Consider the following 22,060-nt stretch of genomic DNA (forward strand, 5'->3'; position numbering starts at 1 on the left):
GAGGTGCGCACGACTCTGCGTGAGGAGTTCGACCACGCGCTCCGGCGGTACCGGGCGCGGGTCGCGGTGGAGCACGCCGGCCGGCGATGGACGTACCACGACGTCGACCGCTGGTCGGCGGCCGTCGCCGTGCAGCTCGCCGACCACGGCGTGCGCGCGGGCGACGCCGTCGCACTGCACATGGGCAACTGCGTCGAGTTCCTGGTCGCCGACGTCGCGGTGGCCCGGCTCGGCGCGGTGAAGGTGCCGGTCAACCCGTTGCTGCCACCGTCGACGGTCGAGCACGTGCTGCGCGCGTCGAAGGCCCGCGTGGTCGTCCGGGGTACGAGCCTGCCCACGACGGCCGGCGTACCGTCGCTGGTCGTCGACGACGGGGGAGGGCGGCCCCGCGCGCGCGACGAGGTCCTCGTCCCCTCACCGCCACCCGGACGGCCGCCACCCGGACTGGCCCCGGCGCCGCCCGATCCCGGTATCGGCGCAGGTGACCGGGCCGCGATCTACTTCACCGGCGGCACGACCGGGCTGCCGAAGGGCGTCGTCCACACGCAGGCGTCGGCGGTCGCGGTGCACCGGGCGCAGCTGCTCGAAGCGGAGATCACCGCCGACGACCGGCTGCTGCTCACCACCCCGCTCGCCCACGCCGCCGGGCTGTTCGCCCAGAGTGCGCTGATCCGCGGCGCGACGTCGGTGATCGAGTCCGGCTTCGACGCGTCGTCTGTGCTGCACCAGTTGCGCGACAACGGGATCACCTGGACCTTCCTGGTGCCGACGATGATCTACCGGCTCCTCGACGCCGCCGGCGGATCGGCGGCCCACGTGCTGCGGACCGTCGTCTATGGTGCAGCACCCATCGCGCCGAGCCGCCTCGCCGCCGCGCTGGAGGTGTTCGGGCCGGTGTTCGTGCAGCTCTACGGACAGACCGAGTGCCCGAACTGGGGCACCCGCCTCGCCAAGTCCGACCACGACCCCGCCCGGCCCGACCGCCTCGGCTCGGCCGGGCAGGCCTCGATCGACGCGGACGTGCAGGTCGTGTCCGACGCCGGTGCCCCACTGCCCGCGGGCGAGACCGGGGAGATCTGCCTGCGCTCGCCGTACACGCTGGAGTGCTACCTCGACGACCCCGGGGCCACCGCCGCGAAGTTCCTGCCCGGCGGGTGGATCCGCACCGGCGACGTCGGGTTCCTCGACGACGACGGCTACCTCCACCTGCGCGACCGCACGTCGGACATGGTCATCTCCGGTGGCATGAACGTCTACTGCCGCGAGGTCGAGGACACGCTGGTCAGGCACCCCGCGGTCGCCCGCGTCGCCGTCATCGGCGTGCCGCACGACGACTGGGGCGAGGCCGTGCACGCCGTCGTCGTGCCCGGCCCGGGGTTCGACGCCGCCGCACTGCTGGAATGGGCCCGCGGCGAGCTCGCCGGCTACGCCCGCCCGAAGACCGTCGAGATCGTCGACGCCCTGCCGGAGACCCCGTTCGGCAAGATCGATAAGAAGGTCCTGCGGGCCCCGCACTGGGCGGGCCGGGACCGCGCGATCGGATAGGAGCCCCAGTGTCGCAACCCCGCTCGGTCGCCCCGAGATCGACCTCCACGGACGCCCGCGGCTACCCGCGGTTCTGGGACGAGGAGCGCGAGACCCTCGACCCCGCGAAGCGCGACGCGCTGATCCTCGACCGGATCCACCACCAGCTCGCCTACGCGTGGGCCGAGCTGCCGTTCTACCGGCGGCACTGGCAGGCCCACGGCTTCCACCCCGACCAGGTGCGCTCGCTCGAGGACTTCACGACGAAGGTCCCGGTGATCACGAAGAAGATGCTCGTCGCCGACCAGGCCGAGCATCCGCCGTTCGGCAGCTACGCCCGTGCCCTGCCGCCCGGCGGCATCGCGCGCATCCACGGCTCGTCGGGGACGTCGGGCACGCCGACGATGTACGCGGTCTCGAAGACCGACTGGGAGCGCGCGGGCGAGGTGCACGCGATGGCGCAGTGGTGCGCCGGTGTGCGGCCGGACGACATCGTCCAGGTGGGCTTCCCGTTCGGGCTGTTCTTCGGCGGCTGGGGTGTCGTGCAGGGCGCGGAGCGGATCGGCGCCACGCTCTTCCCGCTCGGCGTCACCGACTCGCAGCGGCACCTCGAGCTCATCGAGCGACTGGGCTCGACGGTGTTCAGCGCGACGCCGTCGTACTGCATCCATCTGTTGTCGGTGGCCGAGAACCTCGGCGTCGACCTGCGCGCCTCGACGGTCCGGCACCTGCTCGTCGGCGGGGAGCCGGGCGGCTCGCTGCCGGGCACCCGCGCGATCATCGAGCAGGGCTGGGACGCCGTCGTCGCCGACGCCGGTTCGACCTCGGAGATGTACCCGTTCCAGACGAGCGTCGGCTGCGAGGCCGGCACGGGCACCCACCTCTACACCGACGAGGTCTACACCGAGGTCGTCGACGGCACCGACCCCAACGTGCCGATCCCGGCCGGCCGGCGCGGCGCTGTCGTCTACACCCACCTCTGGCGGGACTCCCAACCGATGATCCGGTTCGCGCCCGGCGACGAGACGTACCTGGCGACGGACCCCTGCCCGTGCGGGCGCACCTACCCGCGGCTGCCCGAGGGCGTGCTCGGCCGGCTCGACGACATGCTCGTCATCCGGGGCGCCAACGTGTTCCCCAGCGCGGTGGAGACCGCGTTGCGCAGCGTCCCGGAGCTGGGCCCGGAGTTCCGCATCCGGGTCCACAAGCGTGGGGCGCTGGACGAGCTGACCGTCGAGGCCGAGGCGGAGCCCGCCGACGACGCCCTGCGCGCCCGCACCGAGGAGGCGCTGCTGCGGGTCCTGGGCATCCGGGCAGGCGTCACGCTGCTCGCGCCGGGCACCCTGCCGGAGACGACGTTCAAGGCCCGCCGGGTCGTCGACGAACGCTGAGCGGCGCACGACGGCTGCGTCGCCGCACCCTGCGGCCGGCGGTACGCCGCGGATGTCGTGAGCGGCGATGGTCGCCATGGCGACCATCGCCGCTCACGGCCAGAGGGGGGCCGTGGCGACGCACTCGGCCTCGTGCAGCACGCGCAGGACGTTGCGCCCGGTCAAGGCCTCGAGGTCCGGTTGCGACCAGCCGCGGCGGGCGAGCTCGGCGAGCAGCCGCGGGTAGCCGGAGACGTCCTCGAGACCGACGGGCTGGATGTCGACGCCGTCGTAGTCCCCGCCGATCCCGACGTGCTCGACGCCCGCCACCTCGCGCACGTGCTCGACGTGGTCGGCGACCCGGGCCACGGTGACGGGCGGGCGGGGGTTGCGGGCGAGCCAGTCGGCGAACCCGGCGTGGACGGTGCCCTTCGTCGCGGCGCGGTACTCGGCGGCGACGTCGGCGGCCGACTCGCCGGGCCGCGGCGCGCGCGGCCACCACGACAGCGAGTCCGGCACGCCCAGCCGCGCGCGTTCGGCGTCGGCCGCCCGGTCCCAGGCGTCGACCTCGGCGGAGAGGAAGTACGGCACGAACGTCACCTGCACGACGCCGCCGTTGCCGGGGACGCGGGCCAGCACGTCGTCGGCGACGTTGCGCGGATGGTCGCACAGCGCCCGTGCCGACGAGTGGCTGAACAGCACGGGTGCGGTCGCGACGTCGAGCGCGGCGTGCATGGTCGTCGCCGCGACGTGGGAGAGGTCGACGAGGATGCCGAGGCGGGTCATCTCGGCGACGACGGCGCGGCCCGTGTCGTCGAGCCCGCCGACGCCGGGCTCGTCGGTCGCCGAGTCGGCCCAAGGCGTGTTGTCGTTGTGCGTCAACGTCATGTACCGGACACCGAGGCGCGCGAGCGCGCGCAGCACGCCCGGGGACGAGGCGATGCTGTGGCCGCCCTCCAGTCCGATCAGGGAGGCGATGCGACCCTCGCGCCACGCCGCGCGGACCATCTCGGCGGTGTAGGCGATCGCGAGCGTCCTGCGGTGCCGTTCGACCATCCGGTACACGGCGTCGATCTGTTCGAGCGTGGCGACGACGGCCTCGGGCTCGGGCAGCGACGAGGGCACGTAGGCCGACCAGAACTGCGCGCCGACACCGCCGGCGCGCAGCCGCGGGAGGTCGGTGTGCAGCTCGGGGCAGGGCCCGTCGAGGCCGTCGACGGCGTAGCCGGTGGTGGCCCGCAGCGCGGACGCGAGGTCGTTGTGCCCGTCGACGACCGGCACGGCGCGCAGCACCGCCGCGACCAGCGCCTCGACGGCTGACCCGGGTGCGCCGGTCGCCACGTCCGTCATCCGCCGTCCCCGGTCCGGTGCCGGCGCCACCGCCGGCTCTCCCGACGACCGTCCCACAGCGGCCGCGCGAGCCGGACACCGACCCGGGTCGCCGCGGCGACCTCGAAGCTGCTCTCCACTTCGCGTGGGCTGGGGCCGCCGCCTGACGCGACGTGGTCGGTCCTGCTCCTGCCCGCGGCGATACTGCTCGCCGTCGCCTCGATCATGGGCTGGCAGCTGTGGCACATCGCGACCACGGTGTCCGTTGGCGTGGACGGCACCGTGGTGATCCGGCGCCCGCTGGGCGAGCTGCGCACCCGCGCCCACGCCGTACGACAGGTGCGCCCTTCGGCTTTCGTGTCGGGGCGGAACACGCCCACCGTCGTCGAGACCCCGGACGGATGGGCCCACCTCGTTCGTGCTCGGACCGAGAAGGAGGCGGTGGTCGCAGCGATCCTCGCGTTCAACCCGAGCCTCCGTATCGAGATCTGATCGAGGGACCCCCGGCCGGGCCGCGGTGCAGACGAAGGGTTCAGGGTGTCGATCGTCGCGAGCTCGGGCTCGGCGGCTACCGACCCGCTCAGGCGCTCGGTCGTGGGCCGGCACGGCCTCCCTCGTCAGCCCACCCCGAAGAACCGGGCATACAGGCGATGTGCAGCGGCGATCGCATCGGGCAGCTGCTTCGCCGTGTCGGCGAGCAGCTCTGCCCGCTCCCCGCCTGCCTCGACGAGCAGCCGAAGCCGCCGGTCGCTGTCCATCCACTGGACGAGTTGCGTCTCGGTCACCTCGGGATGGAACTGCACACCCAGGTGGCCGTCCTGGCGGAACGCCTGGACGCAGCTACCGCGCGCGATGACCGACGCCGTCCCCGGCGCGGTGATCTCGTCGCCGTGCCACTCGAACCACGTCGCGTCGACGAGGTCGGCCCAGTCATCGGCCGGGTCGTCCGGGGACGCGTCGACGCACGGGGCGATGGGGATCCAGCCGCGCTCGATCGTCGCCGCCTGCTGCACGGTCCCGCCCAGCAGACCCGCGAGGAGCTGGGCGCCGAAGCAGATGCCGAACACCGGGGTGCCCAGCGCCATCGTCTCGCGGACGAACTCCTTCTCCGCCGAGAGCCACGGGACGCTCTCGTCGTACGCGGCCTCCCGGCTGCCGAGGACGACGAGCGCGCGAAACCGTTGCGGCACACCCAGACCGTCGGTCGACGCGTCGACCAGCTCCCACGACAGGGAGTTGGCGGTCAGCCACTCCCCGAGGTTGCCAGGGCCGGCGTCGTCCTGGTGCTGGATGACGAGGATCGTGTCCCGACTCGATGCGCGGTCAGTCACGGCTCGCCTCGCACTCCTTCGTGTCGACGAACCGCGCTGCTTCCCGTCGCGTCCGGTCGACGGTGACGGAGAAGATGTCGGGCCGGCTGTAGTGGCCGGTCGGGTCGAACGTCAGCCGCTCGCGGCCGACGGCTCGCAGGTCGAGGTCCGCCACGATGACGCCCTCCTCCCCGGTCACGGGCTCGACCAGCCAGGTCCCGTCCGGCGCCGCGATCCCGGAACCGCCGTCGAACGGCATCTCCGACGAGTTCTCGCGCAGCTCACGGAACAATGGGAAGTCCTCCGGGACGTCGTCGAGGGTGAGGATGCCCGACGCCGAGACGGCGAAGACGCGGCCCTCCTGCGCGGTGAAGCGGGTGATGTCGGCGTTGATCGAGCTCGCGCCCGGCCACGTCCCGACGTGTACCTGCTCGCCGTCTGCGTAGAGGGCGTGTCGCGCCTGGGGCATCCAGTTCTCCCAGCAGTTCAGCCCGCCGACCCGCGCCGGGCCGACGGCGTGGGTCCGCAGGCCGGCGCCGTCGCCCTGGGCCCAGACGAGGCGCTCGTCGTAGGTCGGCACGAGCTTGCGGTGGTGGCCGACGAGCCCGTCGCCGGGCCTGATCGCCAGGAGCGTGCAGTAGGTCGAACCGCTGGCCGGCCCGCGACCGCGCTCCGTGACGCCGACGAAGAGAGTCAGGCCGAGGTCGGTCGCGAGCGCCTCGAGTTCGCGCTGCTCCGGCCCGCCGACCTCGATCGCGGAGTCGAGGTAGTAGGCATAGCACTCCTTCTGGGCGGCGTCGTCGAAGTTGGCGCCGTGCGTGCGGGTGAGCCAGAACGGATAACCGGACAGGTAGGTCTCGGGGAAGGCGAGCATCTGGACCCCCGCGGAGGCGGCCACGTGGGCCGCCTCCGCGAGGCGCTTCATGCGCGCGCCGACATCGAGCCACCGTCCGCCGAGCTGGGCGGCCGCGACCGTGAGGGTCGATCGCGGGTCCGGGTCCGGGAGGCGGGAGGCGGCCAGGACACGAAGTTCCGGTACTCCCGCGCCGGCGTCGTCGATCACGTCAGTAGACCTCGAAGTACTCGCGCTGCTCCCAGTCGGTCACCGCGGCGTTGAAGCGCTTGACCTCGCTGCCCTTGACCGTCGACAGGTACTCGACGAACGGGTCCCCGAGCTCGGCGCGGAGCAGGCTGCTGGAGGTGAAGAGCTGCACCGCCTCCTCGAGCGAGCCCGGGAGACGCTCGGCCTCGGTCAGATACGGCTCGTCGGCCGAGGGGCCGGGGTCGAGCTTGTTGCGCAGGCCGTCGCGACCCGAGATGACCTGCGACGCGAGGTACAGGTAGGGGTTGGCCGCGGGCTCGCCGACGCGGTTCTCGAGGTGGGTGTTCTCGTCGCCGCGGCCGCCGGCGACACGGACGAGCGCGCCGCGGTTCTCCTCGGCCCATGCGATGCGGTCCGGGGCGAAGGAGTCGGGCAGGTAGCGCTTGTAGCCGTTGACGGTCGGGGTGCTGAGCAGCGAGCACGAGCGGGCGTGCTCGAGCAGGCCTCCCATCCAATGCCGCCCGGTGTCGGAGAGGACCTCGTCGGCACCGCCCGCGAAGGTGTTCTCGACGTCGGCGCTGCTCAACGACTGGTGCAGGTGCCAGCCGCTGGAGAAGGCGTTCGGCAGGGCGGGCCGGGACATGAACGTCGCGTGGTAGCCGTTGCGACGGCAGAGCTGCTTGATGGCGCTGCGCAGCAGGATCGCGGAGTCGGCGGCTCGCAGGCCCTCCATCACGTCGAACGTGAACTCGGTCTGACCGGGGCCCCACTCGTCTTCGATGGTGGCGAGCGGCAGGCCGAGGGCCACGACGTTGTCGCGCAGGATGTCGAGGATCCCGGTGATCTCGTCGCCGCGGTTCTCGGTGAGGTACTGGAAGCCGTGCGAGACGGCGGTGACCCGCGGCGGATCGGGCGGGTAGCCGCTGGACTCGAACGACAGGCACGGGTCCTCGAGCTTGGTGATGTAGAACTCGAGCTCGATGCCGGCGACGAAGCCGTACCCCTCATTCGAGAGCTGGGACAGCTGTGACTGCAGGATGCCGCGGGTGTCGAAGGGGACGACCTCGCCGGAGCGGTAGTGCAGGTTGCAGAGCACCCAGCCGGTCCGGTCCAGCCACGGCAGCACGCGGAACGTCGACGGGTCGGGCACGAGGACGCCGTCGGGCAGGCCCGTCATGCGCGGGTCGCCGAAGCCGTCGGCCGCGAAGGGCGGTACGGCGGGGTTGTTGGTGGTGTCGAAGATCAGGGTCGCGGTCTGGAAGTCCTTGCCGTTGCGCAGCACGGACTGGAAGTGACCGGCCTCGAGCGTCTTGCCGCGCAGGATGCCGTGCTGGTCGCCCCAGGCCACGCGGACCTGGCGCAGGCCCTGCTCGGTGACCTGGGCCGCGATACGGTCGGCCTGTTCCTGCTGCTCAGCGGTCCACAAGCCGTGGCGCTGGATGAAGGTGGAACCCATCGACTACTCCTTACAGGTCGGGTGGTCAGACCAATTCGAGAAGGAAGAAATCAGGCCTGCGCCGGCGACGCGGATGGCGCCGGCTCCTTCTTGGTGATCGCAGCGGCCGACCACTCGGAAACATAGCCGAGGGCGACGCCGACCACGATGCAGATCGCGGTCGTCCAGACGTTGAGCTCGTTGCCGAACAGGCACGCGGCACCGATGAAGGCGCCAGGGATGAACGACAGGTGCACCCAGTTGGCCTGGACGCACATCAGGAAGGCGATCACGGCGACCGCGACGGGCAGCGCACCCGTCCACCCGGCGAGCAGGCCGGCGCCGAGGACGGCGAGCCAGCCCCACACCACGCCGACCAGCCCGGACAGGCCCATCTTCACCACGCCGGCGGCCTTGCCGCCGGCCGCGAAGAAGCCGGCCCAGGCGATCACGGCCACCCACGGCGGGAGGCCGACCATTCCGCTCACCCAGATCCAAAGGCCGGCGAGCACACCCACCGTGAGACCGGTGGCCGTCAATGCGCGCACGTCACATCTCCTCGCTGTCGTCGTGCAGGGGAGGGAGAAAATCCACCATCGCATCGCTTGGCAGGGTCATCAGGTGGTCAGACCAGTTTGGCGTCGGGGGGACGATGTGTCAACCGTCTCATCGTCGGTATCGTGCCCGTGACATCCCGTTCACACGGGCCCTGACCAGCCCCGATGGCTCGACGTACCGGAACCGTCCGCGCCTGCTGCTCCGCGCCCACGGGCGTCGTCGCGTCGTAGGCGCGGGACGGGGACGCACCGTCGTCCGCGTATGCTCAGACCAGCAGACCACCGCGTTCGAGGCGGTCGGATCGCCGTCGTGGGGGTTGTCATGAGTGAGGACCGACGGGGTATCTCGCCCATCCGACCCGTGGACCGCAGGCCGCTGTACGAGCAGGTCAGCGACCGTCTCCGCGAGTTCATCGACATCAACCAGCTCCAGCCCGGCGACCGGCTGATGACCGAGCGGGACCTCGCGCGCCAGCTCTCGGTCGGGCGCTCCTCGATCCGCGAGGCGATCACCGCGCTGCGCGCCCGCGGCGAGGTCGAGGTGCGCCACGGCGACGGCATCTACCTCGTCCGCAAGCCCGAGGACCTGATCTCGTCACTGGCCGCCGAGCTCGTCGAGACCCACCTCGACCACCCCGCGATCTGGGAGACGCGCCAGGCCCTGGAGACGCAGTGCGCTCGGCTCGCCGCGCACCGGGCGACGGCCGAGGATCTCGCCGAGCTCGGTACGGCGCTCGACGACATGGCACGGGAGGTCGACGCCGGCGAGCCGGGCCTGGTCGGCGACCGGCGGTTCCACCTCGGCATCGCGACGGCGTCACACAACCCGATCCTGATCCGGCTGCTCGAAAGCATGCGCCAGGCCCTCGATCGGACGTCGGCGACGTCGCTGACGCGCAGCGGTCAGCCGGCCACCTCGCTCGCGGACCACCGGCGCATCTATGACGCGATCCGCGCAGGCGACGCCCCGGGCGCCGCCGACGCGATGCTCGACCACCTGGTGAGCACGACCGACTCGCTCGTCATGGAGGGCCAGGTCAAGGAGATCAGCCCCGGCCGCTGACCGCGCCGCGGCCGGGTCCTTCAGCACTCGACGACGTTCACCGGGATGGTGAGCGCCAGCCCGCCGCGCGAGGTCTCCTTGTACTTGTCGCTCATGTCTCGGCCCGTCTCGCGCATCGTCGTGATGACCTGGTCGAGCGAGACGCGGTGTCGGCCGTCGCCACGCAGCGCCATCCGGGCGGCGTTGACCGCCTTACCTGCGGAGATGGCGTTGCGCTCGATGCAGGGGATCTGGACGAGCCCGCCGATCGGGTCGCACGTCAGTCCGAGGCTGTGCTCCATGGCGATCTCGGCGGCGTTCTCCACCTGGGCGGGCGTGCCGCCGAGCACCTCCGCGAGCCCGGCCGCCGCCATCGACGCCGCCGACCCGACCTCGCCCTGACACCCCACCTCCGCACCGGATATCGACGCGCGTTCCTTGTAGAGCGAGCCGATGGCGCCGGCCGTGAGCAGGAAGCACACGGCCGTCTCATCAGGGTCGCTCGGACCCAGTGGGGTGTAGTGCGTCGCGTAGTGCAGCACCGCTGGGACGATCCCCGCGGCGCCGTTCGTCGGCGCCGTGACGATGCGCCCACCGGCCGCGTTCTCCTCGTTCACCGCCATCGCGACGAGGTTGACCCAGTCGAGGGCGTAGGCGGGCTCGCGCTGCGGGTCCTCGATGCGCAGCCGCTCGTACCAGCTGCGGGCGCGCCGCTCCACGGACAAGCCGCCGGGCAACTCACCGTCCTGCGTGATGCCCCGGCCCACGCACTCCCACATGACGTCGCGGATCTCGAGGAGGCCCTTCCGCACGTCAGCCTCGGATCGCGACCGGCACTCGAAGGCGAGCATGACGTCGCTGATGGAGGAGCCCGAGTCGGCGCAGCGTTCGAGCAGCTCCTGCGCCGTCCGGAACGGGCTGCCGGGCCCGTCGTCGACGGTGGCCACGTCGACCTCGTCATTCTCGACGACGAAACCGCCGCCGACCGAGAAGTAGGTCTTCTCGCGCAGGGTCGTGCCTGCACCGTTGCGGACGGTGAGGGTCAGACCGTTGGGGTGTTCGGGCAGAACGGTGTGGGGCCGCAGCACGATGTCGTCGATCCGCTGCGGCACCTCGCGGACGCCGCCGAGCCGGATGTGCCCGCAGTCGGCGATCTCCGCGGCTCGGGTCCGGACCCGGTCACCGCTGATCCGCTCGGGATGGCGTCCCTCCAAGCCGAGCAGCACCGCCGGGAGCGTGCCGTGCCCGGCGCCGGTCGCGGCAAGCGAGCCGTAGAGCACCACCTCGAGCTCCGCGACCTCGTCGAGCACACCGTCCGCGCACAGCTCCTCGGCGAACCGGGCGCCGGCCCGCATCGGACCGACCGTGTGCGAGCTCGACGGCCCGATACCGATCGAGAACAGCTCGAAGACGCTCACCGTCATCGCTGCTCACCCCGCTGGGTAGAGCGGGTGGGCACGGGCGAGCGACCGGACCTGGTCGCGCAACCCGCTGATCGCCTCGTCGTGGACGGGGAGGTCGGCGGGCAGCAGCAGGGCGCGGGCGATCACGTCGGCGACTGCTGTGAACGCCTCGGTGCCGAACCCGCGGGTGGCGAGCGCGGCTGACCCGATCCGCAAGCCGGACGTCACCATCGGCGGGCGGGTGTCGAACGGCACCGCGTTGCGGTTCACGGTGATCTCGACTGCCGCGAGCCGGTCCTCGGCCTGGCGGCCGTCCATGCCTTCGGCACCCAGGTCGACCAGCACGAGATGGACGTCGGTGCCGCCGCTGACGACGCCGATACCTGCCTCGGCGACGTCGGGGCGGGTGAGCCGCTCGGCCAGGATGCGCGCGCCCTCGAGTGTGCGCCGCTGGCGGTCGGCGAACTCCGCGGTGGCAGCCATCTTGAACGCGGCCGCCTTGGCGGCGATGACGTGTTCGAGCGGCCCGCCCTGCTGTCCGGGGAACACCGCCGAGTTGATCCTCTTGGCGATCGCGGGGTCGTTGGTGAGGATGAGGCCACCGCGCGGTCCGCCGAGGGTCTTGTGTGTTGTCGACGTCGTGACGTGCGCGTGCGGCACCGGTGAGGGGTGGAGTTTGGTGGCGACGAGCCCGGCGAAGTGCGCCATGTCCACCATGAGGTAGGCGCCGGCCTCGTCGGCGATCTCGCGGAACCGGGCGAAGTCCAGGTGCCGCGGGTAGGCAGACCAGCCCGCGATGATCAGCTGGGGTCGGTGCTCCTCGGCCAGCCGCGCGACCTCGTCCAGGTCGATCCGGAAGTCGTACGGGGAGACCTCGTAGGCGGCGACGTCGTAGAGCAGGCCGGAGAAGTTGATCCGCATGCCGTGGGTCAAGTGCCCGCCGTGGGCCAGCGAAAGCCCGAGGATGGTGTCGCCCGGCTTGATCAGGGCCTGCATGGCTGCCGCGTTGGCCTGCGCGCCGGAGTGCGGCTGCACGTTGGCGAACCCGGCGCCGAACAGGGTCTTGACGCGGTCCAGCGCGAGCGTCTCGATCTCGTCGACGAACTCGCAGCCGCCGTAGTACCGGCGACCCGGGTACCCCTCGGCGTACTTGTTGGTCAGGACCGACCCTTGGGCCTGCATCACCGCGAGCGGGGCGTGGTTCTCCGATGCGATCATTTCCAGCCCGTCCTGCTGGCGGGAGAGCTCGCGGCCGATCAGCGCGGCAACCTCGGGGTCGAACTCCGCGAGGGGCTGGTCGAGGACGGTCTCGGACACGTCGGTCACCCCTCGTTCCGGGCGCGGTATGCGGCCGCATCGAGGACCTCGCCCAGCGACGCGACCTCGACGGTGAACAGCCAGCCCTCGCCGTAGGGGTCCTCGCCCACGAGCGCGGGGTTGTCGGCGAGCGCCTCGTTGACCGAGACGACCGTGCCGTCGGCCGGGCTGACCAGCTCGGAGACGGACTTGGTCGACTCGATCTCGCCACAGGCCTCGCCCGCGGTCAGCTCGGTGCCGACGGCCGGCAGGTCGACGAACACGATCTCGCCGAGCGCCTCGGTGGCGACGGCAGACAGGCCGACCCGGACCTCGCCGGACGCGGTGGCGCCCGGCTCGACGGCGATCCACTCGTGGTCGGAGGTGTAGCTGAGGTTCGCGGGGACGAGATCGGGAGAAGTCATCGGGGGGTCCTCTCGGGACTGATGCCGGACGGTTCAGGCGCGCTGGTAGAAGGGCAGAGACGAGACGGTGTAGGGCTGGCTGCGGCCGCGGACGTCGACGCGTAGCTCGGTGCCCACCTCCGACAGCCCGCGGTCGATGTAGGCCAGCGCGATCGGCACGCCCAGCGTGGGGGACAGGACACCGGAGGTGACGACGCCGACGGGCGCGTCGTCCGCGCCGAGCACCGTCGCCCCCGCCCGGCCCGCGCGGCGGCCAGTGCCGGTGAGGCCGGCGAGGACCCGGGCGGGCTCGTCCTCGGCCAGAGCGGCGAGCGTGTCGCGACCGACGAACTCCTTGTCGAGGGCGACGACGCGGCGCAGCCCGGCGGCGAACGGGTTGGTCTCGGCGGTGAGCTCGTGGCCGTAGAGGGCCATCCCGGCCTCCAGCCGCAGGGTGTCGCGGCAGGCGAGGCCTGCGGGGTGCAGTGCGTGCTGTCCCCCCGCGGCGAGCAGGGTGTTCCACAGGGCCGGCGCGTGTTCGTCGGGGACGTAGAGCTCGAAACCGTCCTCACCGGTGTAACCGGTGCGGGCCAGCAGGACGTCGATGCCGCCGATCGTCGCGGGCTCCGACGCGTAGTAGCGCAGGCCCTCGAGGATCGACGCGACGCCGGGCTCGGCGCTGCGCAGCACGTCGGGCGAGCGCGGGCCCTGCACGGCGATCAGCGCGGTCTCGGCTGCGCGGTCGGTGACGTCGACATCGAAACCCTTGGCGCGCGAGATCAGCTCGGCGGCGTCCTGCGCGGCGTTGGACGCGTTGACGACGACGAGGAAGCGGTCGTCGGCGAGGCGGTAGACGACGAGGTCGTCGAGCACGCCGCCGTCGGGCGCGCAGAGCAGCGAGTACTTGGCGCGGCCGACCTGCACCGCCGACAGCTTCCCGGCGAGCGCGTGGTCGAGCGCCTCGGCGGCCTGCGGGCCGACGAACTCCACCTCGCCCATGTGGGACAGGTCGAACAGGCCGGCCGAGTTGCGGACGGCGTGGTGCTCGGCGAGGTCGCTGTCGTAGCGGACCGGCATCCGCCAACCGGCGAAGTCGGTGAACGTCGCTCCCAGGCGCTCGTGCTCGGCGTCCAGCGGGGTGCGGACGAGGTCGTCGTTCGCGGTCATGACGTCTCCAGGGCAGGGGCGGCGAAGGCCTCGGGCAAGGGGCAGGAGCAGACCAGGTTGCGGTCGCCCTTGGCGCCGTCGATGCGGCCGATCGGCGGCCAGTACTTCGCGCGGCGCAGCTCGGGAACCGGGAACACCGCTTGCTCACGGGTGTACGGACGGGTCCAGTTCTCGACGAGGACCACGTCGGCGGTGTGCGGCGCGTTGCGCAGCGGGCTGTCCTCGAGCGGCCAGGTGCCGTCGTCGACCTTGTCGATCTCGCCCTTGATGGCGATCATCGCGTCGATGAAGCGGTCGATCTCGGCCAGCGACTCCGACTCCGTCGGCTCGATCATCAGCGTGCCCGCGACGGGGAACGACAGCGTCGGCGCGTGGAAGCCGTAGTCGATGAGGCGCTTGGCGACGTCCTCGGCGGTGACGCCGGTCTGCTTGGTGATCGCGCGCAGGTCGAGGATGCACTCGTGCGCGACCAGCCCGCCCGGGCCGGTGTAGAGCACGGGGTAGTGCTCGTCGAGGCGCCGCGCCAGGTAGTTGGCCGACAGGACGGCCGACGCGGTCGCCTTCGTGAGGCCGTCCGGGCCCATCATCGCGATGTAGGCGTAGGTGATCGGCAGGATGCCGGCCGAGCCGTACGCGGCCGCGGAGACGGCGCCGCGCTTCGGATCGAGCGGGTCACCGGGCAGGAACGGCGCGAGGTGCGAGCGCACCGCGACCGGGCCGACGCCGGGGCCGCCACCACCGTGCGGGATGCAGAACGTCTTGTGCAGGTTCAGGTGCGAGACGTCGCCGCCGAACTCGCCCGGCTTGGCCAGCCCGACGAGCGCGTTGAGGTTGGCGCCGTCGATGTAGACCTGGCCGCCCTCGGCGTGGACCAGCTCGCAGACGGTGCGGACCTCGGTCTCGTAGACGCCGTGCGTCGACGGGTAGGTCAGCATGATCGCGGCGATGCGGCCGCTGTTGGCCTCGAGCTTGGCGCGCAGGTCGTCGAGCTCGATGCTGCCGTCGGGCGCGGTGGCCACGACGACGACGCTCATGCCGGCGAGGACGGCCGACGCGGCGTTGGTGCCGTGCGCCGACGACGGGATGACGCAGACGGTGCGCTGGTCGTCGCCACGGCTGCGGTGGTAGTCGCGGATCGCGAGCAGACCGGCGAGCTCACCCTGCGAGCCGGCGTTGGGCTGCAGCGACACCTTGGCGTAGCCGGTGATCTCGGCGAGCCAGTTCTCGAGCGTGTCGGTCAGCTCGGCGTAGCCGCGGGTCTGGTCGGCCGGGGCGAACGGGTGCAGCGAGGCGAAGCCGGGCTTGCTGATCGGCTCCATCTCAGCGGTCGCGTTCAGCTTCATGGTGCAGGAGCCGAGCGGGATCATCGTGCGGTCGAGCGCGAGGTCGCGGTCGGACAGCAGCCGCAGGTAGCGCAGCATCGAGGTCTCGGAGCGGTGCGCCGAGAAGACCGGGTGCGACAGGTACGGGCTGGTGCGTTTCTCCGAGGCGGGCAGCGCGGCCGCCGCGTCCGCGACGGCCGAGGCGCCGAACGCGGTGAGCACGCGGGCGACGATCGCGTCGGTGGTGACCTCGTCGCAGGCGACCGCGACGTGGTCGGAGTCGATGTGACGCAGGTTGATCCCGTCGGCGGCGGCGGCCTCGACGACCGCGAGCGCGCGGCCGGGGACCTTCGCGGTGACGGTGTCGAAGAACTCGCCGTGCACGACCTCGACGCCCGCGGCGCGCAGACCGGCGGCGACCGCGGCGGCGTGCGCGTGGACGCGCTCCGCGATCTCCCGCAGGCCCTCGGGGCCGTGGTAGACGGCGTACATCGACGCGACGTTGGCCAGCAGCGCCTGTGCGGTGCAGATGTTGCTCGTCGCCTTCTCGCGACGGATGTGCTGCTCACGGGTCTGCAGCGCCAGGTGGTAGCCGGGGCGGCCCGCGGCGTCCTGCGAGACACCGACGAGGCGGCCGGGCAGCATCCGCTCGAGTCCACTGCGGACGGACATGTAGCCGGCGTGCGGGCCGCCGAAGAACAGCGGGACGCCGAAGCGCTGGGTCGAGCCCACCGCGATGTCCGCACCGAGCTCGCCGGGCGGGGTGAGCAGGGTCAGCGACAGCAGATCGGCGGAGACGGTGATGAGCGCGCCCTTGTCCTTGGCCGCCGCGATGATCGGGCGCAGGTCACGGACGACGCCGGAGGCGCCGGGGGCCTGCAGGACGATTCCGAACACGTCGCCCTCGGCCAGCGAGGCGAGCGCCTCGGGGCTGGAGAGGTCGACGACGTCGACCGGGATGCCGACCGGCTCGGTCCGGGTGTGCAGGACCGACAGCGTCTGCGGCAGGGTCTCGGAGTCGACGACGATCCGCGCGCCGGCCGGGGCGGCCTTGTTCGCGCGGTTCATCAGCAGCACGGCCTCGACGACGGCGGTGGCCTCGTCGAGCAGCGACGCGCCGGCGACCGGGAGGGCGGTGAGGTCCTCGACCATGGTCTGGAAGTTGATCAGCGCCTCGAGGCGGCCCTGGGAGATCTCCGGCTGGTACGGCGTGTAGGCCGTGTACCAGGCGGGCGACTCCAACATGTTGCGGCGCAACACCGGCGGGGTGACCGTGTCGCTGTGGCCCAGGCCGATCATCTGCACCATGGTGCGGTTGCGCCCGGCGATGCCGTCAAGGGCCGCGAGGGCGTCCTGCTCGCTCAGCGCAGCCGGCAGCTTCAGCGACTGGGACGCGCGGATGCCCTGCGGCACGGCGGCGTCGACGAGCGAATCCAGGTCGGCGTGACCGACCACCTCGAGCATCTTCTGCTCGGCGTCGGGGTCGGGACCGATGTGACGGTCGGCGAAGATCGACATACGCTCACTCCGAGGTCGGGGGGACAGATGGCACCTGTCGTGCACCGTCTCCCCGCTCTGTCTTCGGACCTGAGAGATTTCGTGAGGGTGACCCCACTTGCCCCGTCGGTGGTCCACCCGGGATTCCGGGAGGAACGCTTTCCAGAGTTGCCTCGTCACAGCGGTACGGCAGCCTGAGAGATTCCCGGGGAGGATTGCTCCTACGGCTCTGGAACGGACCAGATCTCCCGCTGTGATTCGAGCAGCGTATGCAGTTCTGTGGCGCACACTATACGCACACTCGGCGGAAACCCGGCAAGAGCGTGCCCCCAGAGCGGGCACTCGAACGCCGGTCCAGGCAGGTCAGCCCTGTGTACGCAGGGACCCGAACGGGCGGCGTCGGGCTCAGCTCCGACATCATGCGTGACCGTCGGCCACCACCGCTGCGTCCTACCCGCGCGGCGCGTCGCGCATCCGGTGAATTGTCCCGGTGAATTGTCGTGGACAGGTTTCTACCGAGCACCCCGGATGGTCGAAAATTGCACCTGCAACGCATGTATCACCCGCAGCGGGTTATCGCGCTGCCCGTGGGCATTCGCCCGCGGCCGTCCCCGCCTTCCTGGCCCTTTCCGCGACGCCCCCTCTCGGCTGCCGCCCCGTGCCCGACGGTCAGATGATCGCCATGCCGACCGACACCGCGGCGACAGCCGGGGCAGACAGGGCAACGACACCCGGCCCGGCGACACCCCTGTCCGGCGACGTCCGGTCCGACGACACCGGCCCGGGGAGCGCGCCGCGCCGCCCGGGCCGGGACCGCCTCATTCGGACAGGAAGCCGCCGGACTGCCGCTCCCACAGCCGCGCGTAGCCGCCGCCGCGCGCGAGGAGCTCGGCGTGCGTGCCCTCCTCGACCACACGGCCCTGGTCGAGCACGATCAGCCGGTCCATGCCTGCGACGGTGCTCAGCCGGTGTGCGACCGCGATCGCGGTCCGGCCCTCCATCAGCCGCCACAGCGCCTGCTGGATCAAGGCCTCGCTCTCCGAGTCCAGCGCACTCGTCGCCTCGTCGAGCAGCAGGATCGGCGCGTCGCGCAGGATCGCCCGCGCGATCGCGACCCGCTGCCGCTGCCCGCCGGAGAGCTTCACGCCGCGCTCGCCGACGAGCGTGTCGAACCCGTCGGGGAGTCCCTCGACGAACTCCAGCACGTGCGCCGCGCGGGCCGCGTCGTGGATCTCCCGGTCGGTCGCGTCCGGGCGGCCGAACGCGATGTTCTCCCGCAGCGTGCGGTGGAACATCACCGGGTCCTGCGGCACCGACGCGATCAGTCCGCGCAGGTCGGCCTGCGACAGCCGCGTGACGTCCTGCCCGCCGACCAGGATCCGGCCGCCCTGCACGTCCATCAGCCGCAGCAGCAGCCGCGCGATCGTCGTCTTGCCGCCGCCGGAACGGCCGACGAGCCCCACCCGCTCCCCGGGTGCGACCACCAGGTCGAGCCCGTCGAACAGCGGCGCGTCCTGGCCGGCGTGGGTGAACCGGACGCGGTCGAAGGTCACGCCCGCGGGCCCGCCCGCGACCGGTTCCGGATCGGGGTCGTCGACCACCGTCGGATCGTCGAGCAGCAGCTCGGCGAACTGGGCGGCCTCGGTCAGCGACCGTTCGAGGTGCCGGTAGGTCTGGTTGAACTCGAACAGGATCCGGGTGGTCTGGGTGAAGTACGCGACCGTCACGACGACCGCGCCGACTCCAGGACCGCCCTCGCGCAGCGCCACCAGCAGCGCCAGCACCAGGCCGGCGACGTTGGTGAGCACCGACATCGGCGCGACCAGGGTGTCGATCCGCAGGTTGTTGTAGTCCCAGGCGCGCAGCGTCAGCCGCTTGTGCTCGGCCACCCGCCGCCGGTGCTCGGCGGCCTCGCGCAGCTCGGAGGCGTAGGCGCGCACCGCGTCCATGTTGGTCAGGGTGTCGGCGACGTGCCCGGACAGCCGCGTCCACGACACCTCGCGGGCGTCGACGAGCGCCTGCCGGCGCCGGATCAGCGGCACGACGACGACCGCGGTCACGACGATCATGCCCACCAGCACCACGACCAGCCACGGGTCGTAGCGCCAGAGCACCACCGACGCGAACGTCAGCGGCAGCAGCTGCGCCACGATCTGGAAGGCCAGGGTGTCGACGAAGTCCTCGTACTGCGACGCGAAGCTCAGCACGCGCTTGGTCAGCGACCCGGAGAAGTTCTCGTGGAAGAACGCCGCGTCCCTGGCCAGCAGCGCGTCCATGCCGTCGACGTAGAGGTGCTCGATGCCCCCGGCGTCGGCCCGGTTGAGGCAGTGGACACCGACGCGCCAGAACGCCTGGCCGACGAGCAGCGACGCGAAGAAGCCGAGCACCAGCGGCAGCACGGTCGCCGTGGTGAAGGCCTCGCCCGCGGCGAGCTTGTCGACCAGGGCCGCGACGGCCAGCGGCGGGAGGTAGGACAGTGCGATGTTGCCCATCGCCGGCAGCAGGAGCGCGGAGCCGGTGAGCAACTTGTGGCGAGCGAGCTCGCGTCCATAGATTCGGGTGGCCAGGCGCAGCGCAGCCGCACGGCGCGACCGGACCTCCGGCCCGGCGGGGATGCCGGTCGGTGGTGCGGGCGCTGCCGCGGGGCGTGCTTCGGCCGGAGCGGACACAGGTCTCCTCACAGACGGTGGATGGGGGAACCGGAAATCCTCCGCTTCCGGCGCGGCCGGGTCCACCGAGTTTCACGACGACGTCGCGGCCGGGTGCCGGACGGCGCCGAACGGACCGCGACGTCGGCGCCCGGCACGGTGTACACGACGAACGGTGGAGTCTAGGGTCATCGTTATCAGTCATTCAGTCGACGAGGACTGAAGCGAGACGCGACGAGGAGGCACCGCGTGGCTCGGATCCGGATGTTGTCCGCCGAGGAGTTCCCCGAGGACCTGCGCGACCTGGCGGAGTCGCGGACCCCGCTCGAGCTGGGCAACCTGCGGTTCTACGCACACCGCCCCGAGCTGGCCCGCGCCTACGCCACCTACATGGCCGAGCTGCGCCGGCCCGGCCTGCTGTCGCGGCGGCTGGTCGAGCTGCTGCGGCTGCGGGTGGCGTTCCACAACCAGTGCCGCAGCTGCATGGCCGTGCGCTATGCCGACGGCGCGGCCGAGGGCGTCGACGAGAACCTGGTCTGCCAGCTGGCGAGCCCCGACGACCCGACCGCCGCGCCCGACCTCACCGACGCCGAACGCGCCGCCCTGCGCTTCGCCGACCTCCTGGCGACCAACCACCTCGCCATCGACGACGCCGCGATCGCCGACCTGCGCGCGCACTTCTCCGAGGCGGAGGTCGTCGAGATCGGGATGAACGTCGCCGCGTTCGTCGGCTACGGCCGGCTGTCGATGGCCCTGCACATGGTCGACGAGCTGCCGGAACGGTTCCGGTCGGCATCGGGAGCGGTGGTCACACCGTGGAGCACCGACGGCGAGGACGACGCCGTCCTCATCGGGGGAGCAAAGGCATGAGCGCAGCGCAGATCGACCTCACCGGCCGCGTCGTCGTCGTGACCGGGGCGGGTCAGGGACTGGGGGAGTCCACGGCACACGTCTGTGCCGGGCTGGGCGCGTCGGTCGTCGTCCTCGACGTCGACGGGGCCGCGGCGAAGCGCGTCGCCGGCGAGATCGGGGACGCGGCGCTGGCCGTCGAGGCCGACGTCGCCGACGAGGACCAGATGGCCGCGGCCGCCGCCGCGACCGTCGCGCGCTTCGGGACGGTGCACGGGCTGGTCGCCAACGCGGGCGTCATCAGCTGGACGCCGATCGAGGACCTCGACGTCGCCGAGTGGGACCGGGTCATGGCCGTCAACGCGCGCGGGCTCTTCCTGGGCGCCAAGCACTTCGGCCCGCCGATGCTCGCACAGCGCGCCGGCAGCATCGTGACGATCAGCTCGGTCGCGGGGACCGTGCCCGAGGCCCGGGCGGGCGCGTACGCGCCGAGCAAGGCCGCCGCGATCATGTTCGCCCGCCAGCTCGCCGTCGAGTGGGGCCCGCGGGGGGTGCGCAGCAACTGCGTGAGCCCCGGGATCATGCGCACCCCGATGTCGGAGAAGTTCAACTCCGACCCCGACGCCCTGCGTCGCCGGCTGGAGATGATCGCGAGCCGGCGCATCGGGGACCCGTCCGAGGTGGCCGCCGTGATCGCGTTCCTGCTCTCGGACGCGTCGAGCTTCGTCAACGCCCAGAACCTCGAGGTCGACGGCGGGATGATGCAGATGCTCATCGACGTCCTGCCGCGGCCGGGTGTGCCGGAGACGAAGTCGTGACCCCGGCGATGACCGACAGCCCGCTGTTCATCGAGGTCCGCTGCAACGAGTCGACGATGCGCGGGGCCAACCCGCACCTGCCGTACTCGACCGAGGAGATCGTCCGCGAGGCCGTCCGCGCCCACGACGCGGGAGCGGCGATCATCCACTGGCACGGCCGCGACCCTGACACGGGCGGCCCGGACAACAGCGTCGAGACCTACCGGGCGGCCAGCGAGGGCATCCGCGGCGCGACCGACCTGATCACCAAGCCGACGCTGGGCTACATCAGCCAGACCGGCGTGGAGGACCGGGTCAAGCACCTCCGCGCCCTGGCCGACGACCCGTGGCTGCGCTTCGACGCCGCCGCCGTCGACTTCGGGTCGCTCAACATCGACACCTGGGACGGGCAGCGGTTCACCCCCGGCGACGGGGTGTACGTCAACAGCCGCAACGACATCGAGGCCGTGCTGCGGATCCTCGACGACATCGACACCTACCTGACGACGGTCGTCTGGGACATCGGCCAGATCCGCACGGCGAAGTGCTTCCGGGAGATGGGGCTCGCCCAGGCACCGACGTTCTGGGAGCTCGTGTTCACCGGCGACTCCCGGCCGTCGGGCGCGGGGACGAACCTGCTGGCGCTGCAGGCGATGGTCGCGGAGCTGCCGCCGGGGGAGCCGTGGCAGCTGATGTGTTACGGCGGCGACGTGCTCCCGCTCGCCGCAGCGGCGATCGTGCTGGGCGGGCACGTCGCGATCGGGCTGGGGGACCACGACTACGCCCGCTTCGGCACCCCGCACAACGGTGAGCTGGTGGCGAAGGTGGTGGCGCTGGCGGAGACGATCGGCCGGCCGGTCGCGACCCCGGCGCAGGCCCGTGAGCTCCTGGGGATGCGCCCGCTGCCCGCACGCCCCGGAGCCGCGGCCCTGTCGCACCCTTGAACCCTGTCGCACCCCTGAAGCACTGCCGCACCCGTGAGTGGTGATGGTCGCCATGGCGACCATCACCACTCACGGGCCCGCGGGCACGTTCCCGGCGGCGCACCAGGCGCTGCCCGGGTGCGGG

At 72.0% G+C, this 22,060-nt stretch carries 18 protein-coding genes and 1 riboswitch; of the genes, 7 read left to right on the forward strand and 11 right to left on the reverse strand.

Annotation, left to right across the window (positions count from 1 at the left end; translation table 11 throughout):
* Positions 1-3 precede the first annotated feature (3 nt).
* Complete coding sequence (locus PSED_RS12820) at positions 4-1,545, forward strand: class I adenylate-forming enzyme family protein (protein WP_013674667.1); 1,542 nt, start codon at positions 4-6, stop codon at positions 1,543-1,545.
* Between the two features lie 8 nt (positions 1,546-1,553).
* On the forward strand, positions 1,554-2,915 hold the full coding sequence (locus PSED_RS12825; RefSeq protein ID WP_013674668.1) for a phenylacetate--CoA ligase family protein: 1,362 nt from the start codon (positions 1,554-1,556) through the stop codon (positions 2,913-2,915).
* A 93-nt stretch (positions 2,916-3,008) separates the two neighbouring features.
* Here PSED_RS12825 and PSED_RS12830 read toward each other — a convergent pair whose 3' ends face one another.
* A complete protein-coding gene (locus tag PSED_RS12830; protein WP_013674669.1) occupies positions 3,009-4,244 on the reverse strand; it encodes a dipeptidase in 1,236 nt (411 codons plus the stop codon).
* A gap of 204 nt (positions 4,245-4,448) precedes the next feature.
* Between PSED_RS12830 and PSED_RS12835 the strand changes: the two genes are divergently transcribed.
* Positions 4,449-4,715 carry a hypothetical protein gene (locus PSED_RS12835; RefSeq protein WP_013674670.1) on the forward strand — a complete coding sequence of 89 codons (267 nt, stop codon included), beginning with the start codon at positions 4,449-4,451 and terminating at the stop codon, positions 4,713-4,715.
* Positions 4,716-4,840: 125 nt separating this feature from the next.
* Here PSED_RS12835 and PSED_RS12840 read toward each other — a convergent pair whose 3' ends face one another.
* The 4 genes from PSED_RS12840 to PSED_RS12855 are packed head-to-tail and all read right to left on the reverse strand — an operon-like array spanning position 4,841 to position 8,558.
* The gene (locus tag PSED_RS12840) at positions 4,841-5,554 is read right to left on the reverse strand and encodes a type 1 glutamine amidotransferase (protein ID WP_013674671.1); all 714 of its coding nucleotides are present in this window, start codon (positions 5,552-5,554) and stop codon (positions 4,841-4,843) included.
* Entirely contained in the window at positions 5,547-6,596 is a 1,050-nt protein-coding gene (locus PSED_RS12845; RefSeq protein WP_013674672.1) for a carbon-nitrogen hydrolase family protein, read from the reverse strand. Before PSED_RS12845 ends, PSED_RS12840 begins: the two co-directional genes overlap by 8 nt.
* A 1-nt stretch (position 6,597) precedes the next feature.
* Entirely contained in the window at positions 6,598-8,031 is a 1,434-nt protein-coding gene (locus PSED_RS12850; RefSeq protein WP_013674673.1) for a glutamine synthetase family protein, read from the reverse strand.
* Positions 8,032-8,081: 50 nt separating this feature from the next.
* Entirely contained in the window at positions 8,082-8,558 is a 477-nt protein-coding gene (locus PSED_RS12855) for a DUF1097 domain-containing protein (protein ID WP_013674674.1), read from the reverse strand.
* Positions 8,559-8,928: 370 nt separating this feature from the next.
* Between PSED_RS12855 and PSED_RS12860 the strand changes: the two genes are divergently transcribed.
* Positions 8,929-9,630, forward strand: a complete 702-nt coding sequence (locus tag PSED_RS12860) for a FadR/GntR family transcriptional regulator (RefSeq protein WP_202946372.1) — start codon at positions 8,929-8,931, stop codon at positions 9,628-9,630.
* A gap of 20 nt (positions 9,631-9,650) precedes the next feature.
* Here PSED_RS12860 and PSED_RS12865 read toward each other — a convergent pair whose 3' ends face one another.
* The 6 genes from PSED_RS12865 to PSED_RS12890 all read right to left on the reverse strand — a co-directional run bounded on the left by PSED_RS12865 (position 9,651) and on the right by PSED_RS12890 (position 19,367).
* The gene (locus tag PSED_RS12865) at positions 9,651-11,033 is read right to left on the reverse strand and encodes an L-serine ammonia-lyase (protein WP_013674676.1); all 1,383 of its coding nucleotides are present in this window, start codon (positions 11,031-11,033) and stop codon (positions 9,651-9,653) included.
* 6 nt (positions 11,034-11,039) lie between these two features.
* Entirely contained in the window at positions 11,040-12,329 is a 1,290-nt protein-coding gene (gene glyA, locus PSED_RS12870) for a serine hydroxymethyltransferase (RefSeq protein WP_013674677.1), read from the reverse strand.
* Between the two features lie 5 nt (positions 12,330-12,334).
* Positions 12,335-12,733 carry a glycine cleavage system protein GcvH gene (gcvH, locus tag PSED_RS12875; protein WP_013674678.1) on the reverse strand — a complete coding sequence of 133 codons (399 nt, stop codon included), beginning with the start codon at positions 12,731-12,733 and terminating at the stop codon, positions 12,335-12,337.
* 33 nt (positions 12,734-12,766) lie between these two features.
* Positions 12,767-13,879, reverse strand: coding sequence for a glycine cleavage system aminomethyltransferase GcvT (gene gcvT / locus PSED_RS12880; protein ID WP_013674679.1), 1,113 nt, complete (start codon positions 13,877-13,879; stop codon positions 12,767-12,769).
* Complete coding sequence (gene gcvP, locus PSED_RS12885) at positions 13,876-16,719, reverse strand: aminomethyl-transferring glycine dehydrogenase (protein WP_013674680.1); 2,844 nt, start codon at positions 16,717-16,719, stop codon at positions 13,876-13,878. The genes gcvT and gcvP overlap by 4 nt, the downstream gene beginning before the upstream one ends.
* Before the next feature lie 151 nt (positions 16,720-16,870).
* Positions 16,871-16,959: riboswitch (glycine riboswitch) on the reverse strand.
* Between the two features lie 557 nt (positions 16,960-17,516).
* Positions 17,517-19,367 carry an ABC transporter ATP-binding protein gene (locus PSED_RS12890; protein WP_013674681.1) on the reverse strand — a complete coding sequence of 617 codons (1,851 nt, stop codon included), beginning with the start codon at positions 19,365-19,367 and terminating at the stop codon, positions 17,517-17,519.
* A 228-nt stretch (positions 19,368-19,595) separates the two neighbouring features.
* Here PSED_RS12890 and PSED_RS12895 point away from each other — a divergent pair, with 228 nt between their 5' ends.
* The 3 genes from PSED_RS12895 to PSED_RS12905 are packed head-to-tail and all read left to right on the forward strand — an operon-like array spanning position 19,596 to position 21,936.
* Positions 19,596-20,216: a carboxymuconolactone decarboxylase family protein gene (locus PSED_RS12895; RefSeq protein ID WP_013674682.1), complete on the forward strand. Its 621-nt coding sequence runs from the start codon at positions 19,596-19,598 to the stop codon at positions 20,214-20,216.
* The gene (locus tag PSED_RS12900; protein WP_013674683.1) at positions 20,213-21,013 is read left to right on the forward strand and encodes an SDR family NAD(P)-dependent oxidoreductase; all 801 of its coding nucleotides are present in this window, start codon (positions 20,213-20,215) and stop codon (positions 21,011-21,013) included. The genes PSED_RS12895 and PSED_RS12900 overlap by 4 nt, the downstream gene beginning before the upstream one ends.
* A complete protein-coding gene (locus PSED_RS12905; RefSeq protein ID WP_013674684.1) occupies positions 21,010-21,936 on the forward strand; it encodes a beta-keto acid cleavage family enzyme in 927 nt (308 codons plus the stop codon). The genes PSED_RS12900 and PSED_RS12905 overlap by 4 nt, the downstream gene beginning before the upstream one ends.
* The last annotated feature ends 124 nt before the right edge of the window (positions 21,937-22,060 follow it).

Source organism: Pseudonocardia benzenivorans CB1190 (genome assembly GCF_000196675.2).
Taxonomy (GTDB): Bacteria; Actinomycetota; Actinomycetes; order Mycobacteriales; family Pseudonocardiaceae; genus Pseudonocardia; species Pseudonocardia benzenivorans.